Origin of the sequence: Actinacidiphila sp. bgisy160 (assembly GCF_965342435.1) — a bacterium.
Taxonomy (GTDB): Bacteria; Actinomycetota; Actinomycetes; order Streptomycetales; family Streptomycetaceae; genus Actinacidiphila.
This window is the reverse complement of the sequence record NZ_CBDRCM010000001.1, coordinates 73,171-89,996: the sequence shown is the minus strand read 5'-3', so window position 1 is coordinate 89,996 and position 16,826 is coordinate 73,171. Positions and strand designations below refer to the sequence as shown.

The window sequence follows — 16,826 nt, the reverse complement described above, 5'->3', positions numbered from 1 at the left end:
GGGTCGTGAACTTGGGGTGGGGCTGTGAGCTTGAGACGGGGGCGTCGCGCTGGCGGCGTGCATGGAAGACAGGTGCGGAGTCTGCGTTCCGCTGTGACTGCGGTGGCAGTCCTGGTGGCTGTACATGCTTGGGGGCCGGTTTCCCAGGCAGCGGCGGACGAGGCACAGCCTGCGCTGTCGGAGGGGCAGAAGGCGCTCGCCGCGGCCCAGGAGTCGGGGCAGCGGGTCGAGGTCACCGGGGAGCGGTCGGAGCGTACGACGGTTTTCGCTAACCCGGACGGCTTCACCTTCACGCTGGAGGAGTCCGCGGTTCCCGTGCGAGTGCCCACGTCCGGCGGGGGCTGGCAGGCGCCGGACGCCACCTTGGAGGTCCGTGGGGACGGCACGGTGGCGCCGAAGGCTGCGGCTGTCGAGATGGAGTTCTCCGGCGGTGGGGACACCGAGCCGCTGGTGAAGATCTCCGACCGGGGACGGTCGCTCCAGATGGGGTGGCCGGGCAAGCTCCCCGAACCGGTGCTGGACGGGACCAGCGCGGTGTACGCGGACGTGCTTCCGGGCGTCGATCTGAGGATCACGGCCTCCGTGGAGGGGTTCCGCCACGTACTGGTGGTCAAGACTCCTGAGGCCGCCGCCCAGGAGGAGCTGAAGCAGATCGACTACTCGTTGAAAGCGACCGGCCTGAGCCTGCTCAAGGGGAAGGCGGGCAATCTCACCGCGATCGACGACGACGGTAACCGTGTCTTCCGGGCTCCGCCTGCTCAGATGTGGGACTCCGCCGGTGCGGCATCCGGTGCGCAGCCGATGTCTCTGGCGGCGGACGCCGCGGACACCGAGGGCTCGGATCCGGCGGAGGTGGGTGCCTCTCCCGCTGAGGGCGCTGAGCCCGGGGCGGGGGACACCGTCACCACGATGGACGTGAAGGTGTCCGACGACGCGCTCACGGTGATCCCGGACGCCGAGATGCTGGCCGGGACGGAGGCAGCGGCGTTTCCGCTGTACATCGACCCGACGGTGACCTGGGGCGAGTCGGAGCGCACGCTGCTGCGCAGTGACGGCTACGAGTCGTACGGCTGGGGCAACGGCGACGACGGCCTCGGCAAGGGGGCGGGCAAGTGCGGTACGTGGAGCGGCTATTACTGCGGTCCGGGCTATGTCCAGCGGCTGTACTTCGAGTTCTCCCCGGCGAGCCTGAAGGGTAAGCAGGTGCTGGACGCCACGTTCCGGGTGACCGAGCCGTGGGCGTTCCAGTGTGAGCCGCGCTGGGTGGATCTGGTACGCACGAACAACATCTCTTCCTCCACCACATGGTCCTCCCGGCCGAAGGCGCTGGACCTGATGGGCGACCGGCATGTGTCGGCGGGGCGCGGTTCGCTGTGTGATCCGGACTCCCCGGACGCGCCGATCGAGTTCAACGACAATCCGGAGGAGACGAACGAAAACCTGACGCCGACAGTGCGGAGTTTCGCGGCGGGCAAGTTCTCCCGGCTCACGCTGGAGGTCCGGGCGCACGATGAGTCCGACACCAGTGCCTGGAAGCGGTTCAAGAACGACGCCGTCCTGTCCGTCGACTTCGTCGGCCTGCCTGCCAAGCCGACCGGCATCGGGCTGATGACCGGCTCGGGCACGGTGTGCGAGACGGCCGAGTCGGACCCGGCGGTCGTCTCCGACCCGACCCCGGCCCTGACAGCGACGGCACAGACCGCGTCGGGCGGCGAGAAGGACGCTCAGCTGCGGGTCTACTTCGACCTCGACCACAAGAACAGCGACAGCACGTGGTCGGACACCACAGCGGGCAACGGCGACTTGAGTCCTTCCAGCGGGTACGTCGGGGACGGTGTGAAGCTGACCAAGTCCTGGTCGACGCTGACCGAGGGCAAGCTGTACCGGTACCGGGCCTGGGTCCGCTCGTACTACAACAGCGGCGGCAGCTACCTGTCGGGGCCGTCGAACGCCTCGACGACCGGCTGGTGCTATTTCAAGGTCGACCCGACCGCCCCGAAGGCCCCGAAGATCACCGTCGGCAGCCCCTACTCGGCCTGCACGGACACGGCCTGCGCGGCAGGAGGCGGACCGGGCCGGAAGGGCACCTTCACCTTCGCCCCGGCCACCGGCGACTCCAACGTCGCCTACCAGTACAAGCTGTCCACCGCGGACGCCTGGTCAACGGCCATCAACGGATCAACGGTGTCGAAGGACATCACGCCCGATAGCTCCGGCACGTACAGCCTGTATGTGCGGGCGAAGGACACGGTAGGTCGCTGGGGCGCGCAGAACGTGGTGGACTTCCTTGTTGCCGCGGGCGAAGGTCCGGTCGGACGCTGGCACTTCGACGAGGCCAGCGGTACGGCGCTGGACTCTGCGACCGGCGACGGCAGCGACGACGCGACGCTGGGGGGTGACGCTAGCCGCGATGACCGCGGGCGGCGCGGGCTGGTCACTCACGACGCCGAGGGGCAGCCCCTGGAGAGCGCGGTGACGGACAAGGGCTTGGTTCTCAACGGCACCACCGGCTACGCCGCCACCGGCGGACAGGCTCTGGAGACCCGTTCCTCGTACACCATCGCCGCCTGGGTACGTGTCGACCCGCAGGCCAATCACACCTTGACCGTGCTCAGCCAGAGCCCGACCACCAGTCCATGGACGCAGAAGTACAGCCCCTTCTACCTGTCCTACGGCGCCGGAGGCGACAACACATGGAGCATGCGGGTGCTGTCCACCGAGCCCGCCTACCACGAGATCAAGTCCACAAGGCCCTCGCCTCGCGGTGTGTGGACCCATGTGGCCGGCGTCCATGACGCCACCAGCAAGACGATCAGCCTCTACGTGAACGGTGTCCTGCAGGGGAGCACCGACGCCGGTCCGGCATGGGACGCGGACGGGCCGCTGCAGATCGGCCGGGTGCTGCACGCCGACGTCTACAAGGACTTCATGCACGGCTCGATCGACGAACCCGCCGTGTGGCAGCGCGCCCTGACACCGAAGGAGGTCCACGACGAGGCCCGCCTGCTCATTTCTGACAAGTACGCTGGTGCGGAACTCGTCGCGGACTTCTCCGCGGCCCGCGGCAGCGGCACCACGATCGCCGACACGACCTCCGGCTACGGCAAGGCGCTCACGCTGACAGGCGGTGCGTCGATCGATGGCGAGAGCATGATCCTGGACGGCGTCGATGACGCAGCGACCGTCGCAGGGCCGCTGGTGGACGACAGTGCCTCGTTCACCGCTACCACCCTGGTGGAACTGGACGCGGCAAAACTTGTCACCAAGAGCGTCGGCTATACGGGGCAGGTCATCGGTCAGCGCACCGGCGACGGCTCGGCCTGGGGTCTGTGGTATGAGCTGACCGGCAAGGACACCGTCCTGGACGAGGAGACGTTGGAGGAGACCACGGTGCCGGTCGGCGTCTGGCACTTCGGCCGGCTCAACGCTGACGGCTCCTTCTCCTCCGTCGTCTCTGACGAAGTCGCCGCCGTGGACAGCCCGGTCCGGCTGACCGGCGTTCACGACTCGGTCGACGGGACGATCAGCCTCTACCTGGGCTACGGGCAGAACGGCGACGCCAAGGTGTACACCGCCGAGATCGGCAGCGGCGACTTCGCCGTCGGCAAGGGCTTCACCGGCGGAGTGTGGAAGCACTACCTGCCCGCCAGGGTTGCTGAACTGCGCCTGTGGGCGGGGGCGATGGCGAGCCCGGAGCAGGTCGAGGTCCGGGTGGGCGACTGACCGTCGCGGAGAAGTGGTGCGGCGCCGGTGGAGCGCCGCACCGAGGCGCCACAGCACATCGCTTGTCGGTCTTCGCGGCTCTGTGGGCCTTTCATGACGTAGAACAACGGGGTGGGAGCGGACAATCATGGCTCTTGGCATAGGCACATCAAGGAGCGCGCGGGGCGACAGAAGACAGCGCGCCGGGACGATCGTGACGTTCCTGGCCCTGTCTTTGGTGGCCCCGACCGGGCTGGCCCCTGTGGCGCAGGCCGCCGACAAGGGACTCGGCCGACCGGACGTTCCCGACCAGCGGGTGAGCAAGGTCAGGGAAGTCGACGGGCCCGGCGCGAAGGAAGCCCGCGCGAAGGTTGCCAAGGACAAGAAGGCCGATGCCGAACGCGCCCGACAGGCTCGTGCGGAGCGGAAGGCTGCCTGGCCCGAGCAGGGCGACGCGCGCGTCGAACTGGACGTCGGCAAGCCAGTCCAGGCAGAGCCCGGCGGCCTTCCCGTCAGCATCGCTCCGGCCGGAGGTAAGAACGGCGCCGTATCCGGCAACACCGCGCGGATCACGGTTCTCGACCAGAAAGCCGCCAGGGACGCTGGCATCACCGGCGTGCTGCTGACCGCCGAGGCGGACGAGGCAGGACAGGCCGAACTCCGCATCGACTACAGCGGCTTCGCCTCGTCGATCGGCGGCGGCTGGTCCTCCCGACTGCGCCTGGTGCGCCTCCCCGGCTGCGCCCTGGACACGCCGGAGAAGTCCGCGTGCCGCACTCCTACCCCGGTCAAGTCCGACAACGACTTCGTCGGCCAGACCATCACCGCCTCTGTCCCACTGTCGGAGACCAGTGACGGCCCCTCGACGCAACTGGCGGACGCGGCCACGTCGGAGGCGGCGGTGTTCGCCGTGACCGCGACCGACCCGGGCGCGGGCGAGTCCCCCTCGGGCTCCGGCGACTACTCGGCCACCGAACTGTCGGAGTCCTCGTCCTGGGAGGCCGGCGACAACTCCGGCACTTTCTCCTGGAGCCACGACTTCAACATGCCGCCCGCCGCGGCCGGACCAACCCCCGAGCTGTCCCTCACCTACGACTCGGGCAGCGTCGACGGCCGTACCGCCGCTACCAACAATCAGGGCAGCGCGGTCGGAGAGGGCTTCAGCATCACCGAGTCCTACATCGAACGCTCCTACAACTCCTGCGACGACGACGGCCACGAGGATGTCTTCGACACCTGCTGGAAGTACGACAACGCCCAACTCGTCCTGAACGGCAAGGCCAGCCGCCTGGTGAAGGTGTCCGGCACCTGGGACAGCACCTGGCGGCTGGAGAACGACGACGCCTCCCTGGTGACCCGCTCCACGGGCGCCGACAACGGCGACGGCAACGGCGAGTACTGGACCGTGATCACCGGCGACGGCACCAAGTACGTCTTCGGCCTGAACAAGCTCGACGGCGCCACCGATCAGCGCACCGACTCCACCTGGACCGTGCCGGTCTACGGCGACGACTCCGGCGAGCCCGGCTACGGCAACGGCGACTCCTTCGCGGACCGCTCCGTGACCCAGGCGTGGCGGTGGAACCTCGACTACGTCGAGGACACCCACGCCAATGCCTCCACGTACTGGTACGCCAAGGAGACCAACCACTACAAGAAGAACAAGGCCACCACGGCCAACGCCGCCTACACCCGCGGCGGCTACCTGGCAGAGATCAAGTACGGACTGCGCAAGGGCGCGCTGTTCACCGACGACGCCGACGCCAAGGTGACCTTCACCCACGCCGAGCGCTGCACCGTCACCGACTGCTCCTCGCTGACCAAGGACACCGCCAAGAACTGGCCAGATGTGCCCTTCGACGCGATCTGCACCGACGGGGACACGGACTGTCTGGCCTCCGGCCCCTCGTTCTTCTCCCGCAAGCGGCTGACCGGCGTCGCCACCTCCTCCTGGAACGCCACCACCAGCGCCTACGACCCGGTGGACTCCTGGGCACTCACCCAGGAGTACCAGGACGGCGGGGACATCGGCGACACCTCCGACCACGTACTGACCCTGAAGTCGATCAAGCGGACCGGCAAGGCCGGGGACACCGCCATCGCGCTGAACCCGATCACGTTCACCTACCAGTGGCGCGAGAACCGCGTCGACGGCACCGACGACATCCTGCCGCTGACCCGCCCCCGGATCTCCACCGTTACCTCCGAGAGCGGCTCGATCACCACGGTCACCCTCTCCTCACCGGAGTGCGTGCGCAGCGAGGTGACGGGCGCCGCCGAGGACACCAACACCCGCTCCTGCTACCCGAGGTACTGGAACATCAACGGCTCCTCCGAGGCGTCGGTGGACTGGTTCCACAAGTACCGGGTCCTGGCCGTCGTCGTTTCCGACCCGGCCGGTCACAACGACGCCGTCGAGTATGCCTACGACTACAAGGGCGCCGCCTGGCACTACAACGACGACCCGCTCACCCCGAAGGCGGAGCGCACCTGGTCCGGCTGGCGCGGCTACCGCGAGGTCACCGTCCTTACCGGCGCCGCGAGCACCACCCGCTCCAAGACCGTCTCCCTCTACATGCAGGGCATGCACGGCGACAAGAAGAAGGACGGCACCACCCGCTCCGTCTCCCTCGCCCCGCTGACGGCCCCGTCGATCGGGGCGGCGAGCATCACCGACAGCGACCAGTACGCGGGCACACGCCGCGAGCACGTCACGTACAACGGCTCGACCCCGATCACGGTGGAGGTCAACGACCCGTGGTCGAAGGAAACGGCACGACAGAGCGCGCCCGACGCCGCCGACCACGTGGCCCGCTACGTCCGATCGGGGAAGTCCACCACCCATACCTACCTGACCGCCTCCGGGACCTGGCGCGCCCGCTCGGTCGCCACGACCTACGACGACTACGGCATGCCGGCCACGGCCGACGACTCCGGCGAGGTCGGCAAGGGCGGCGACCAGACCTGCACCCGCACCTGGTACGCCCGTAACGACGCGGCCGGTATCACCGACCTGGTCTCCCGTACCCGTACCGTCGGCCAGTCCTGCTCGGTGGCCGACACCAGCCTGAACCTCCCGGCGAACTCGGAGACCCGTGGCGATGTCCTCACCGACACCGCCACCGTCTACGACAACCCCTCCGCCACCGCCTGGTCGGCGTCCCAGACCCCGACCAAGGGCGCGGCCACCTGGACCGGCCGTGCCTCCGGCTACTCCGCCACCGCGGGCACGGACGGCCTGCGCCCGGCCTCAGACTGGCAGCGGACCACGACCACCACGTACGACACCCTGGGCCGCCCCGTCGACGTCACCGACGCCGAGGGCAACACCACCAACACCGCCTACACCCCCGCCGCCGCCGGCCCGCTGACGAAGACGATCGTCACCGACCCCCTCGGCCACAAGATCACCAGCTTCCTGGACCACCGGCACGGCCAGGAACTGCGCGTGTACGACGCCAACCTGAAGAAGACCGAGACCACCTACGACGCCCTGGGACGGCTCACGGCGGTCTGGCAGCCCAACCGCAACAAGGCCGCCGGCTACAGCGCGAACACCACGTACGCGTACCGCATCAGCGCCACCGAACCGTCCTGGGTCTCCACCTCGACTCTCAAGCGGGACGGCGAGACGTACAACACCACCTACGAGTTCCACGACTCGCTGATGCGCCCGATCCAGACGCAATCCCCCACCCCGGTCGGCGGCCGGATCCTCACCGACCTCCGCTACAACACCCGCGGACTGGAGTACGAGAAGTACGAGGACATCTTCGACAGCACCAGCACCCCGAACGGCACCTACACCCGCGAGGAGTACGGCGAGGCGCCCCGGCAGACGGAGACGGTCTACGACGGCGCGGAGCGGGCGATCACCAGCACCTTGTACGTGTACGGGGTGAAGAAGTGGTCGACCACCACGACCCACACCGGTGACTCCACCGCCACCAGCGCTGTGCAGGGCGGATCCGCGGCCCGCACCATCACCGATGCCCGGGACCGGACGGTGGAAACCCGGGAGTACGCGGGCCCGAGCCCGGCCGACCCCCAGTTCGACGGCGGCGCGGGCACAGCCTCGTACACCAGCACCCGCTTCCAATACACGCTGGACGACATGCAGACCGAGGTCACCGGCCCCGACGGCGCCAAGTGGACCTACGGCTACGACCTGTTCGGCCGCAAGACCAACGCGGACGACCCCGACAAGGGCCTGACGAAGCTGGCCTACGACAAGATGGACCGGCCGACACAGACCACCGACTCCCGTGGCCGGTCCGTCATCACCGGCTACGACGCCCTCGGCCGCACCACCGGCACCTGGAAGGGCTCGAAGACCGACGCCAACCAGCTCACCGCCTACACCTACGACGCACTCCTCAAGGGCGAGGCGGACACGAGCATCCGCTACGTCGGCGGCAAGACAGGCACGGCGTACACCGAGACCGTCACCGCCTACGACAGCATGTCCCGCCCCACCACCACCGAACTGACCCTGCCCGCCTCCGACCCGCTCGCCGGGGCGGGTGCCGCCACCGTCCAGTTCGAGACCAACTACAACATCGACGGCACCCTCCAGAGCGCCAAGGAGCCCGCACTCGGCGGCCTGCCCTCGGAGATCGTCGACTACGGCTACACCGGCACCGGTCAGCTCACCTCCCTGGGCGGCAGCACCGGCTACCTCCTCGACGTCGACTACTCCCCCCTCGGCGAGGCCAGACAGGCGGTCCTCGGCACCGCCAACACCGAGGCACACAAGAAGGCGTACATCACCAACACCTGGGAGGAGGGCACCGGACGGCTCCTCGGCAGCCACGTCACCGATCAGACGCACCCCTACAAGCTGCAGAACCTCATCTACACCTACGACCAGGCGGGCAACGTCACCTCCATCGCCGACACCAGCACCCTCGGCGGAATCGCCGCGCCGGAGACTCAGTGCTTCAACCATGACGGCCACCGCCGCCTGACGGAGGCATGGACACCCGCCTCCCAGAACTGCTCCGACACCCGCAACGCCAGCACCCTGGGCGGCCGGGCCCCGTATTGGACCAGCTACACCTACAACGACGCCGGCCAGCGCACCACGGAGACCGCCCGCACCAGCACCGCCACCACCAACACGACCTACTGCTACGAGAAGTCGGCCCAGCCGCACGCCCTGACCGGCACCAGCAAGACCGCGAACTGCACCACACCGGATCGCGCCTACGACGTCGACAGCGCGGGCAACACCACCATCCGCCCCGACGGCACGGCCACCCAGAGCCTGGTCTGGTCGGACGAGAACAGACTGTCAAGCCTGACGGAGAACGGGAAAACAACGGACTCCCTCTACGGCGCCGACGGCACTCTCCTGATCCGCGCCACGCAGGACGGTGAACGCGTCCTGTACGCGGGCGCGACTGAACTGCACCTGCGCGCCGACGGCACCACCTGGGCGCAACGCCACTACGGCTCCGACGACCTGACGGTGGCCGTCCGTTCCAACGAGAGCGGAACCAACCAGCTCAGCTATCTGGTCGCCGATGAGCACGCCACCGCCGCCCTCGCCATCGACGCTACGGACCAGGCGTACTCCCGCCGCTACCTGACGCCCTTCGGCGCAGAGCGGGGCAGCACCACCGGCACGGCCTGGCCCGACGACAAAGGCTTCCTCGGCAAGACCACCGACACCGGCACCGGCCTCACCCACGTGGGCGCCCGCCAGTACGACCCCGTGATCGGCCAGTTCATCAGCGTCGACCCGCTCCTGCAGACCAGCGTGGGACAGACCCTCAACGGCTACAGCTACGCCGTCCAGAACCCGTCGACTCTCGCCGACCCGTCGGGCCTCGGCGTCCCCGAGTGCAACGAGCCGCAGAAGTACGGCATCACGTGCCGGGGCGGCATTCCGGTCAGCACCAGCAAGAAGAAGGCCGGCAACTCCGAGGGCCCGGTCCGGGCCTGCCGCTGCGGCTCCCGCCCCGTCCTGGTCAAGGGCAACACCAAGCCCACCGGCCTGGGCGGCATCCCCGGCCGCCGCAACCTCGACCTGCCCTCCACTCCTGCCCCCAAGGGCTGGCTCAAGACTGTCCCGCCCAACCCCGGTCCCGAACCCAAGAAGGACGACGGCTTCTGGGGCAAGCTCAAGGGCGCGGCACGCGGCACCGGCGGCTGGCTGAAGGACACGTTCACGACCTGGGACGGCTGGAAGAACCGGGTCATCCCAGGGCTGGCCTTCGGCACCTGCGTGGTGGTCTCGGCGGGAGTCTGCACCGTAGCAGGCGTAGTCGCCGTCGGAACGACCTTCGTCGGCGACGGCCTGACAACCGGAAGCTGGAACTACGCCGCGGCAGGCAAGAGCCTTGCTTGGACGCTTGCGGGCGGCGGCGTGGCCCGCGGACTGGCGGGCAGCTGGCGAGGCTCGGCCTTCGTGAGCCGAACCCGGGTCAAGACGGTCTCCGAAATGGAGAACGTCACGATCTACGGCTACCGCAAGACCGTCGACTGGGGCGCCACCCAGGCCAACATGACCCTCAACCTCGGCAACTCGCTCACCTTCTGCGGCGTGGGCGCGTCAAGCCCGGGAGCGTCAGCGGGCTGGTGCTGAGCGCCCACCGCCGAACGCGACCATGAGAACCTGAGGCACTGCCGAAGGGCCAGGAAGGGAAAGAGAGCGATGACGAAGCTATCATCACAAGGTCGAACCGTACTTCGCCGCCGTTCCTGGCCCATCCTCTGCGGAACAGCCATCACGGCCCTCGGCATCGGAATGCTGGCGGCCGTCTGGAAAGTTACCTCGGTGAACGGCTTCCGCATGGGCTGGCAGGGAATCCCCGTCTACCTGGCCCTGGCAGCAATCCTGGGCCGAATTGCCACCTGCAAGGTCGCCCTACACGAGGCCACACTGGTCGTCATCAACCCTCTACGCACCCACACCATCCCACGGTCCGCCCTCGCCCGAGCCGAGGTGGACGACCACGGCACCCTGGAGTTGCACCTCCACGATGACAAGCGCATCCCGTCGTTCGCGTTCGGCGGCTCACTCGTCGACCGCATCAAGGGCACCAGCGAGGAAGCGGCCCACACCATTACCACCTGGCACAACACCCCCCACCCACCAACTCCCGACCTTCGCCCTAAAACCCACTGGACACGCTCCCCCTGCGCCGACACCGCCCTCGCTCTATGCGCGGCGACCACAGCAGCGGGCACCCTCTGGATGGCGCTCAGCGGGGGTTCGTGACCGGCTCCGTCACCTGGTCCCGAACCCAAGAGGGAATCGGCCTGAAGCACCTCAACTGATCTACAGGTCTTGACTATTCCTCAGCGCTACGGGAGGCAGCAGGAGCAGGCATCGTTACGCGAACAGTCCTCAAAGGGGGTGCGATCGTGTCGCGCGCTATGCCGTGTCGCCAACGTGAGTTCTGTCGTTTTCGCGACGATCGGAACCACCACGGGAGGCAACCTGGGAGACCCCGGCCGCTGGGAGGATGATTAGCTCATGGCGGAATCCGGTCGGAGTCCCGCGGTGAAAGCGCTTGAGGAGTCAAAGCGGTTGCCCCTTGTCGTCAGGTGGCGCTTGCGGAGAGAGCAGAGCAGAAGGCGAACAGGAGTTCTGGTGTTTGCCGAGATCAGGGAGCCACTTCGAAGCCTGACGTACAAGGCGGGTGTCGTGTCTCTCCGGGAGAACGGCGTTGAGCTCTGCTCCCGCAGTCGCGACGCGAAGATGCCCAAGTTCGTTGAGCTTCCGCCCGGCGCGCACCGGTTCGAGTTCAAGGTGCTGCGAGTGAGGGCAGGGAGGAGTTCCTTGTTTCAGAGGGTCGTGGACCTGGAAGAAGGCGAGATCCTCGTCGCATTGTGTGATCCCGTTCAGTCGAACGTCTTCTACAGGCGAAGTCCGGACGCGGATACCTGGGAAGTCGGAGTCGTTTCGCCGTAGGCTCGCGGGAAGAACGCGCGGACAGTTCAAAGGGGTAGCCGTTCAGGCTCTGCGGGATCGGGGCCTGAACGGCTGCCAAGTGGGGGACCTCAATCGAACTGCTCGCCCCCAGTTGCCCCTCCGGCCGTGATCAGCGCCGCCGTCCATGCTGCGGTTGAGGGACGGGGGTGGTGGCTGCTTCGTGGACGGGAGCGGTGGAACGCTGGGCAGATATGTTCCCCCGTGCTGTGCTGCGGGCCTGTGCCGCGCGGGCTCGGGCGCTAGGTACCGGCCGTGCACTGAGGCGCTCGATACGCCAGGCCAGGGTCCTGGCGGGAGATCGGGCGTCGTCCAGAGTGCGCTGGGCGGCGGCCTGCTGGAGGAGCCGCTCAGGGTTGTGACCTGCGGCCTCGGCTTCGGCGAGGACAGCGGTGAGGGCGCCGAAGGCGGGGTCTTCGGTGAGCTGCTCGGCGTGCTCGGGTACGGCCTGGTGGAGGTGGCGGATGTGCCGGGTCACGGTCTGTTGCGGCGGTCGGCGCTGGGCGAGGGCGGCCAATGGCGCAGCGGCTGCCTGCTCGTAGGCGGCCTGGAGATGGATCAAGGTCTGGTGGGCGGCGGCGACTTGCTGGTCGTGGTGGCGGAGCTGGTGCCAGCGGGTGGCAGCGATGACGACGAGGATCGCGGCGTCAAGGAACATCGCCAGGGTGGCGCCGTCCTTGGGGGCGGGTTCGCGGACCATGGCTCGCACGGCGCCGCGTAGGGCGCGGGCATGGTGGTGCTCGGCTTGGACGCGGGATCGGGTGGCGCGCTCGAATGCCTCTGCTGCCTGGAAGAGTTGGGGCCGGACGGTCTGGGGCGCGAGAAGGGGGAGGACGTCGAGGGCTTCGCCGAAGGCTGCCAGGTGGGCCTGGGCGGCTGCGTCGTCGCCGTGCCCGAGGCGGTGGGGGATGCGCTCCGCGGCGGCGGTGGCCTGGTGCCACGGGTCGGCCTTACGCGGGCCTTGCTGTGGGTCGGCGGAGTCGAGGCGCTTTCGGATCTTGGGGAAGGACAGGTCCGGGGAGAGTTCGGAGCCGGAGTACCAGACCGGCTCCTTCGCACCGTTGGTGTCGCCTTCGAGGGCGACGGTGTAGCCGCGCACGTCACCGGACGGGAAGTGCTTGACGTCGACGAGGATGCCGTCGGTGCGCTGGAGCAGGCTGATGAACTCCTCTGTGCTGGTGGCGGCGGCCATCGCGGTGCGGACCGTGGTGCGCAGTCGTTCGCGGGCGGTGCGGGCCTGGCCGGCGCGCTTGGCCTTCTCCTGTTCCGCACGGGTGGGTCGCTTGGCGGCCGTGCGGTCTCCACGGACGACCTGGCGCAGGCCGTACTCCTTCTCGATCGCGGCGAGTTCGCGGTCCGCGGTGAGGTAGTCGTTCCAGTGGCGTGCGGTGCGCAGATCGGCGCGGACTTTGGTGGCAGCGATGTGGATGTGGTCGGGCGCGTGCCGCACAGCGACCCAGCGGCAGCCGTCCGGATCGCCGTCAGGGGCGATGCCGGTGGCGGCGACGACGCGGCGGGCGATGTCGGCCCACTCCTCGTCGTTGAGGTGGTGGTCGGTCTCGGCGGCGCGGATCGAGCAGTGCCACACGTGTTTCTCGGGTGCGCGGCCGAGCCGATCGGCCTGCTTGACGTGCAAGTCGAGGTCGGCGACCAGGCGCCTCTTCGTGGCGTCGAAGTCGTCGGCGCGGCCGGGATCGGGAGCGAAGCCATCCCAGGAAGCGGCCAGGTGAGGGTCGGTGTGGCCCTTCTTCCTGGTGTCGTACAGGTAGCGGATCAAGTTGGCGGTGTCCTGGCCGCCGGTGAGCTTCGCGATCATCGGGCCGCCTTGTGGCTGACGGCCTGGTTCGCGGCTGCCGCGATGTGGCGCACAGCCTCCGCGACGGCGTGCAAGGTCTGGTCGGTGTGGGCCAGTAGTTCGCTGTCCCCAGGGTGTGGATCGCCGCCGGAGTTGAGCTTCTTGGCGATCTGGTTGATGTTGCGGCCGATGGCGGCGACCTGCTGGCGCAGGGCGTTGAGTTCGTCGATGTAGTCGTCGAGCTGGGCGCGCTGGCCGGGCACGGTGAGGTCGCCGTGGACGTGGGCGAGGGTGACGTAGTGGGCGCCGCTGACGTTCAGCGACCTGGCCTTGGCGAGGATGGCGGCCTTCTCCTCGACGCTGTAGCGGGCATCGACCCGCTTCTTGCGCTGGCCGTTCGGGTCAGGTTTGCGACGGCGGGCGACGCGCTGCAGGGCGGCTGCTTCGGCGGCGTGCGGCAGCGGAACAGCAGCGGTGGTGGAGACGTCGGCGACGGGCTGTTCTTCCTCGGGCGCCCCCTGGTGCCCGAGTGCCTCCGCCACCCCTGGGGCGGAGGCTTCCCCGTGGGGCCGGCCTGTGGACGGTCCAGCGGGATACCTTGCTGGCCGGGTGGCTGGGGTGGTGGTCATCTCCTGCTGGGTGGTGGGGGCTTCGTGGTGCGGGTGGTGCATGGGGCGGTCTCCGTGGGGTGTTGGTGACTGACTGCCTGGTCAGGGGTGAAGTGGGCGGGATGGTGATGCCGGGTTGACCCGTTGCGGGGCGGCCACCCGTCCCCGCGCTGACCTGCGCGGGGACGAGTGGTGCGAGTCGAGCGGGACGAGCGATGGGGCGGCCGAAGGGGCTCAGAGGGCGACAGCGGGGGCTTCGTCGAGGGCGTCCTTCCGCTGGAGGGCGGCCTCATCGAGTTCGGCCTGCAGGAGGTTCTTGATCGTTTCTGCGTCGGTCCTGCTGAGGGGGAGGCTCCTGCTGCGGATCGCCGTTTCGATGTGGCGGCGCGAGGCACGGCCTCCGCGTCCCAGCGGCGCGGTTCGGGCGATGGCGAGGAGTTCGTCGGACACGGTGTGGTGCTGCTGGCCTTCCGGCTCGGCGAAAGGCTGCGCGTGCTTCGGCACGTCGGCGGCGTCCTGTGCCACCTCGGCGTAACCCCGCGCCACGTCGGCCTGCCGGTCCGCCACGTCGAGACCCGTCGGCTCCGGCTGATCGGAGTTGTCGTCGGTAGGGGCAGCGGGGCGGGCGTCGTTGTGGCTGCGGTTGGCAGGGTTGTGGCGTGCGGTGGCGTCGGCTTCCTGGGGGTGAGGTGTGGGGTGGCGTCGGATGACGAGGTAGAGGTGGACGGCGCCGGCCAGGGCGAGTGGGGCGAGGGCGGACAGTGCGCCGACGGTGGCGTTGTCCAGGTGCAGTCCGTTGGGGCGGGTCTGCTGGTTGAGGCGGATGGCGTGTACGGCATTGGCCCCGATGCTCACGCCGGTGGCCAGGCCGACGAGTGCCCCTACGTACAGCCGTGAGCGCAGCGGGGCGGTGCGCAGCATGAGCTGGGCGCCGATACCGATGGCGATGAAGCCGTCGATCACCAGGGGGAAGGTGTAGGTGAGCAATCCGCGGATGTGGATGGCGACGGCCATCTGACGCAGGGCGTCGTAGGAGAGGGCGAAGGCCACCGCGGCGAGCAGGGCGATGCCGAAGCGGATAGCGGTGGTACCCGGTATGGCGGTGGGCGCGCTGGTGGCGGTGCGGGACGTCAAGCGGAGGCACTCCAGGTGGGGTTCGGGCGGCGGCCACGGCGCGGGACGCGTGGCCGCCGTGAGGCGCGGTGACTCGTACCACCCGTTGCGTGCCTGGTCAGGGTAGGTACGGGAGGCATGACGATGTCGGGTTGACTCGTTGCGGGCCGGTCACCCGTCCCGGCGCTGACCTGCGCGGGGACGGGTGTGACGGGTCGAGTTGGGTCAGGCTGCGGTGCTGGTGGCGGATCCTGCGGCTTCGCCGGGTTCGGCTTGTTTCGCTGTCTCAGCCGCCGGTGCGGGGCAGTAGCGGGCCCAGGCGTCGAGGAACTGGTTTCGGGCGTAGCCCTTGGCCTGGACACCGCCGGGGAAGCGGTGATTGCCCGGACGGATGCCGTAGTCCTCCAGCAGGATCCCGAGGCGGCGCGAGGTCAGCCCGGTAGGGCCGTATTCGGCCCACGGCGCTTCCTCGTCGCTGTTGAGCTCTTCGAGCAGGCGGCTCGTGCGCAGCGCTGCGGGGTCGCGCTCGGCGGTGAAGACCCGCCGGATGTCGATCAGGATGCGGGTGCGCAGTCCTGTGTCCGCGTCCTTGCCCGACTCATGGTCGGTCATCACCCGGCAGGCCGTACGGGCCAGCGTGGGCCAGTCGCCTCCGGCGAGGTCGGCGACGATCACCAGAGGCTCCCAGTGTCGGCTGCGCGGTCCTCGACCGGCATGTCCGGCTCGATGTCCATCGCCTCGGCGCGTAGAGGCTGAAGCCAGGCGGTGAGGCGGTCGCGGACGGCGTGCAGGGCGGGGGTGTCCCGCCCGGTGCGGAACGCCGCGACGGTCTCGCCCGGTGCCCGGCGGCGCATCCGGATGACCACCGACCGGTCCATGATCGTGTCGGGCAGGTCACCGATGCCCGCCAGAGCGGCCATGGCGAACGTCGGAAGGCGACCGGCGTGTGTTCCGGGCCCGTGACGCGCAAGGTGGGCCGGTTGCGCTGGTGGCCGGCGTTCAGCAGGCCACGCAGGTCCTCGTTGCGCTCGGCCGCCTTGGCGGTGCCGAACAGTGTGTCGGCCTCGTCGACGAGGAGCGTGGGCGGATCCTCGGCGGTGATCGAGCGGAAGATCGCCGCCGGGCTGGCGTTGACCGTGATCAGCGGTGCATGCACGGTCTCGGTCACCACATCGAGCAGCCGCGACTTGCCACACCGCTTTGCCGGCCCCACCACCGCCAGACGCGGCGCATGCTGCCACGCGGGCTGTATGTGGGTGGCCGCCACCCACAGGGTCACCGCGGTGAGGGCCTCCTCGCTCGGCATCACGACGAACCGCTTGATCCGGGCCCGCAGGTCAGCCAATATCTGCGCCCCCTCGGACACAGGCACGACGTCGGGTCCGTCGTTGCGGACCTCGTCGGCGGGCGGCGCGGTGTGAGTTGGCTGCTGGTCGGTTGCGGCAGCCGGTGGCCTCGGCGGGGTGCCGTCGGCCTGGAGGGATGGCGTATTCGGCTGAGGATCGGTCATACTTGGCATCAGCTCCTCTGCTCGCGGGCCATACGGGACGGCAATCCCGGCCACGCGGGTCGATCGCTAGGGATGGCGGTTGAGAGGTTTGCGCTTGGCCCCCGGTGACAGCCGGGGGCTTTTTGCTTGCGGCTCTATCGGACGTGGGTCGTGAGGGCT

The 16,826-nt window shown here is 69.0% G+C and carries 7 protein-coding genes and 1 pseudogene; 4 read left to right on the top strand and 4 right to left on the bottom strand.

The annotated features are described in order from the left end of the window. Nucleotides 1–114: 114 nt before the first annotated feature. From ACRWNP_RS00400 to ACRWNP_RS00385, 4 genes are all read left to right on the top strand, one after another. A complete protein-coding gene (locus ACRWNP_RS00400; protein WP_431958821.1) occupies nucleotides 115–3,723 on the top strand; it encodes a LamG-like jellyroll fold domain-containing protein in 3,609 nt (1,202 codons plus the stop codon). Nucleotides 3,724–3,850: 127 nt separating this feature from the next. Then, the gene (locus ACRWNP_RS00395) at nucleotides 3,851–10,291 is read left to right on the top strand and encodes an RHS repeat-associated core domain-containing protein (protein WP_431958820.1); all 6,441 of its coding nucleotides are present in this window, start codon (nucleotides 3,851–3,853) and stop codon (nucleotides 10,289–10,291) included. Nucleotides 10,292–10,483: 192 nt separating this feature from the next. Continuing rightward, on the top strand, nucleotides 10,484–10,927 hold the full coding sequence (locus ACRWNP_RS00390) for a hypothetical protein (RefSeq protein WP_431958819.1): 444 nt from the start codon (nucleotides 10,484–10,486) through the stop codon (nucleotides 10,925–10,927). Nucleotides 10,928–11,185: 258 nt separating this feature from the next. Beyond that, nucleotides 11,186–11,623 carry a hypothetical protein gene (locus ACRWNP_RS00385; protein WP_431958818.1) on the top strand — a complete coding sequence of 146 codons (438 nt, stop codon included), beginning with the start codon at nucleotides 11,186–11,188 and terminating at the stop codon, nucleotides 11,621–11,623. 130 nt (nucleotides 11,624–11,753) lie between these two features. Here the strand turns inward: ACRWNP_RS00385 and ACRWNP_RS00380 are convergent, their stop codons facing one another. The 4 genes and pseudogenes from ACRWNP_RS00380 to ACRWNP_RS00365 all read right to left on the bottom strand — a co-directional run bounded on the left by ACRWNP_RS00380 (nucleotide 11,754) and on the right by ACRWNP_RS00365 (nucleotide 16,667). Further along, nucleotides 11,754–13,457 carry a relaxase/mobilization nuclease domain-containing protein gene (locus ACRWNP_RS00380; protein WP_431958817.1) on the bottom strand — a complete coding sequence of 568 codons (1,704 nt, stop codon included), beginning with the start codon at nucleotides 13,455–13,457 and terminating at the stop codon, nucleotides 11,754–11,756. Further along, complete coding sequence (gene mobC, locus ACRWNP_RS00375; protein WP_431958816.1) at nucleotides 13,454–13,978, bottom strand: plasmid mobilization relaxosome protein MobC; 525 nt, start codon at nucleotides 13,976–13,978, stop codon at nucleotides 13,454–13,456. The genes ACRWNP_RS00380 and mobC overlap by 4 nt, the downstream gene beginning before the upstream one ends. Nucleotides 13,979–14,278: 300 nt before the next feature. Then, nucleotides 14,279–15,178: a DUF2637 domain-containing protein gene (locus ACRWNP_RS00370; RefSeq protein ID WP_431958815.1), complete on the bottom strand. Its 900-nt coding sequence runs from the start codon at nucleotides 15,176–15,178 to the stop codon at nucleotides 14,279–14,281. Between the two features lie 204 nt (nucleotides 15,179–15,382). Beyond that, nucleotides 15,383–16,667, bottom strand: a pseudogene (locus ACRWNP_RS00365) (DUF3631 domain-containing protein). Between the last annotated feature and the right edge of the window lie 159 nt (nucleotides 16,668–16,826).

Excerpts from the sequence above, each read along its gene's own strand:
- ACRWNP_RS00395 (WP_431958820.1), top strand. The coding sequence starts at position 3,851 with ATGGCTCTTGGCATAGGCACATCAAGGAGCGCGCGGGGCGACAGAAGA.
- ACRWNP_RS00385 (WP_431958818.1), top strand. The coding sequence starts at position 11,186 with ATGGCGGAATCCGGTCGGAGTCCCGCGGTGAAAGCGCTTGAGGAGTCA.
- ACRWNP_RS00380 (WP_431958817.1), bottom strand. The coding sequence starts at position 13,457 with ATGATCGCGAAGCTCACCGGCGGCCAGGACACCGCCAACTTGATCCGC.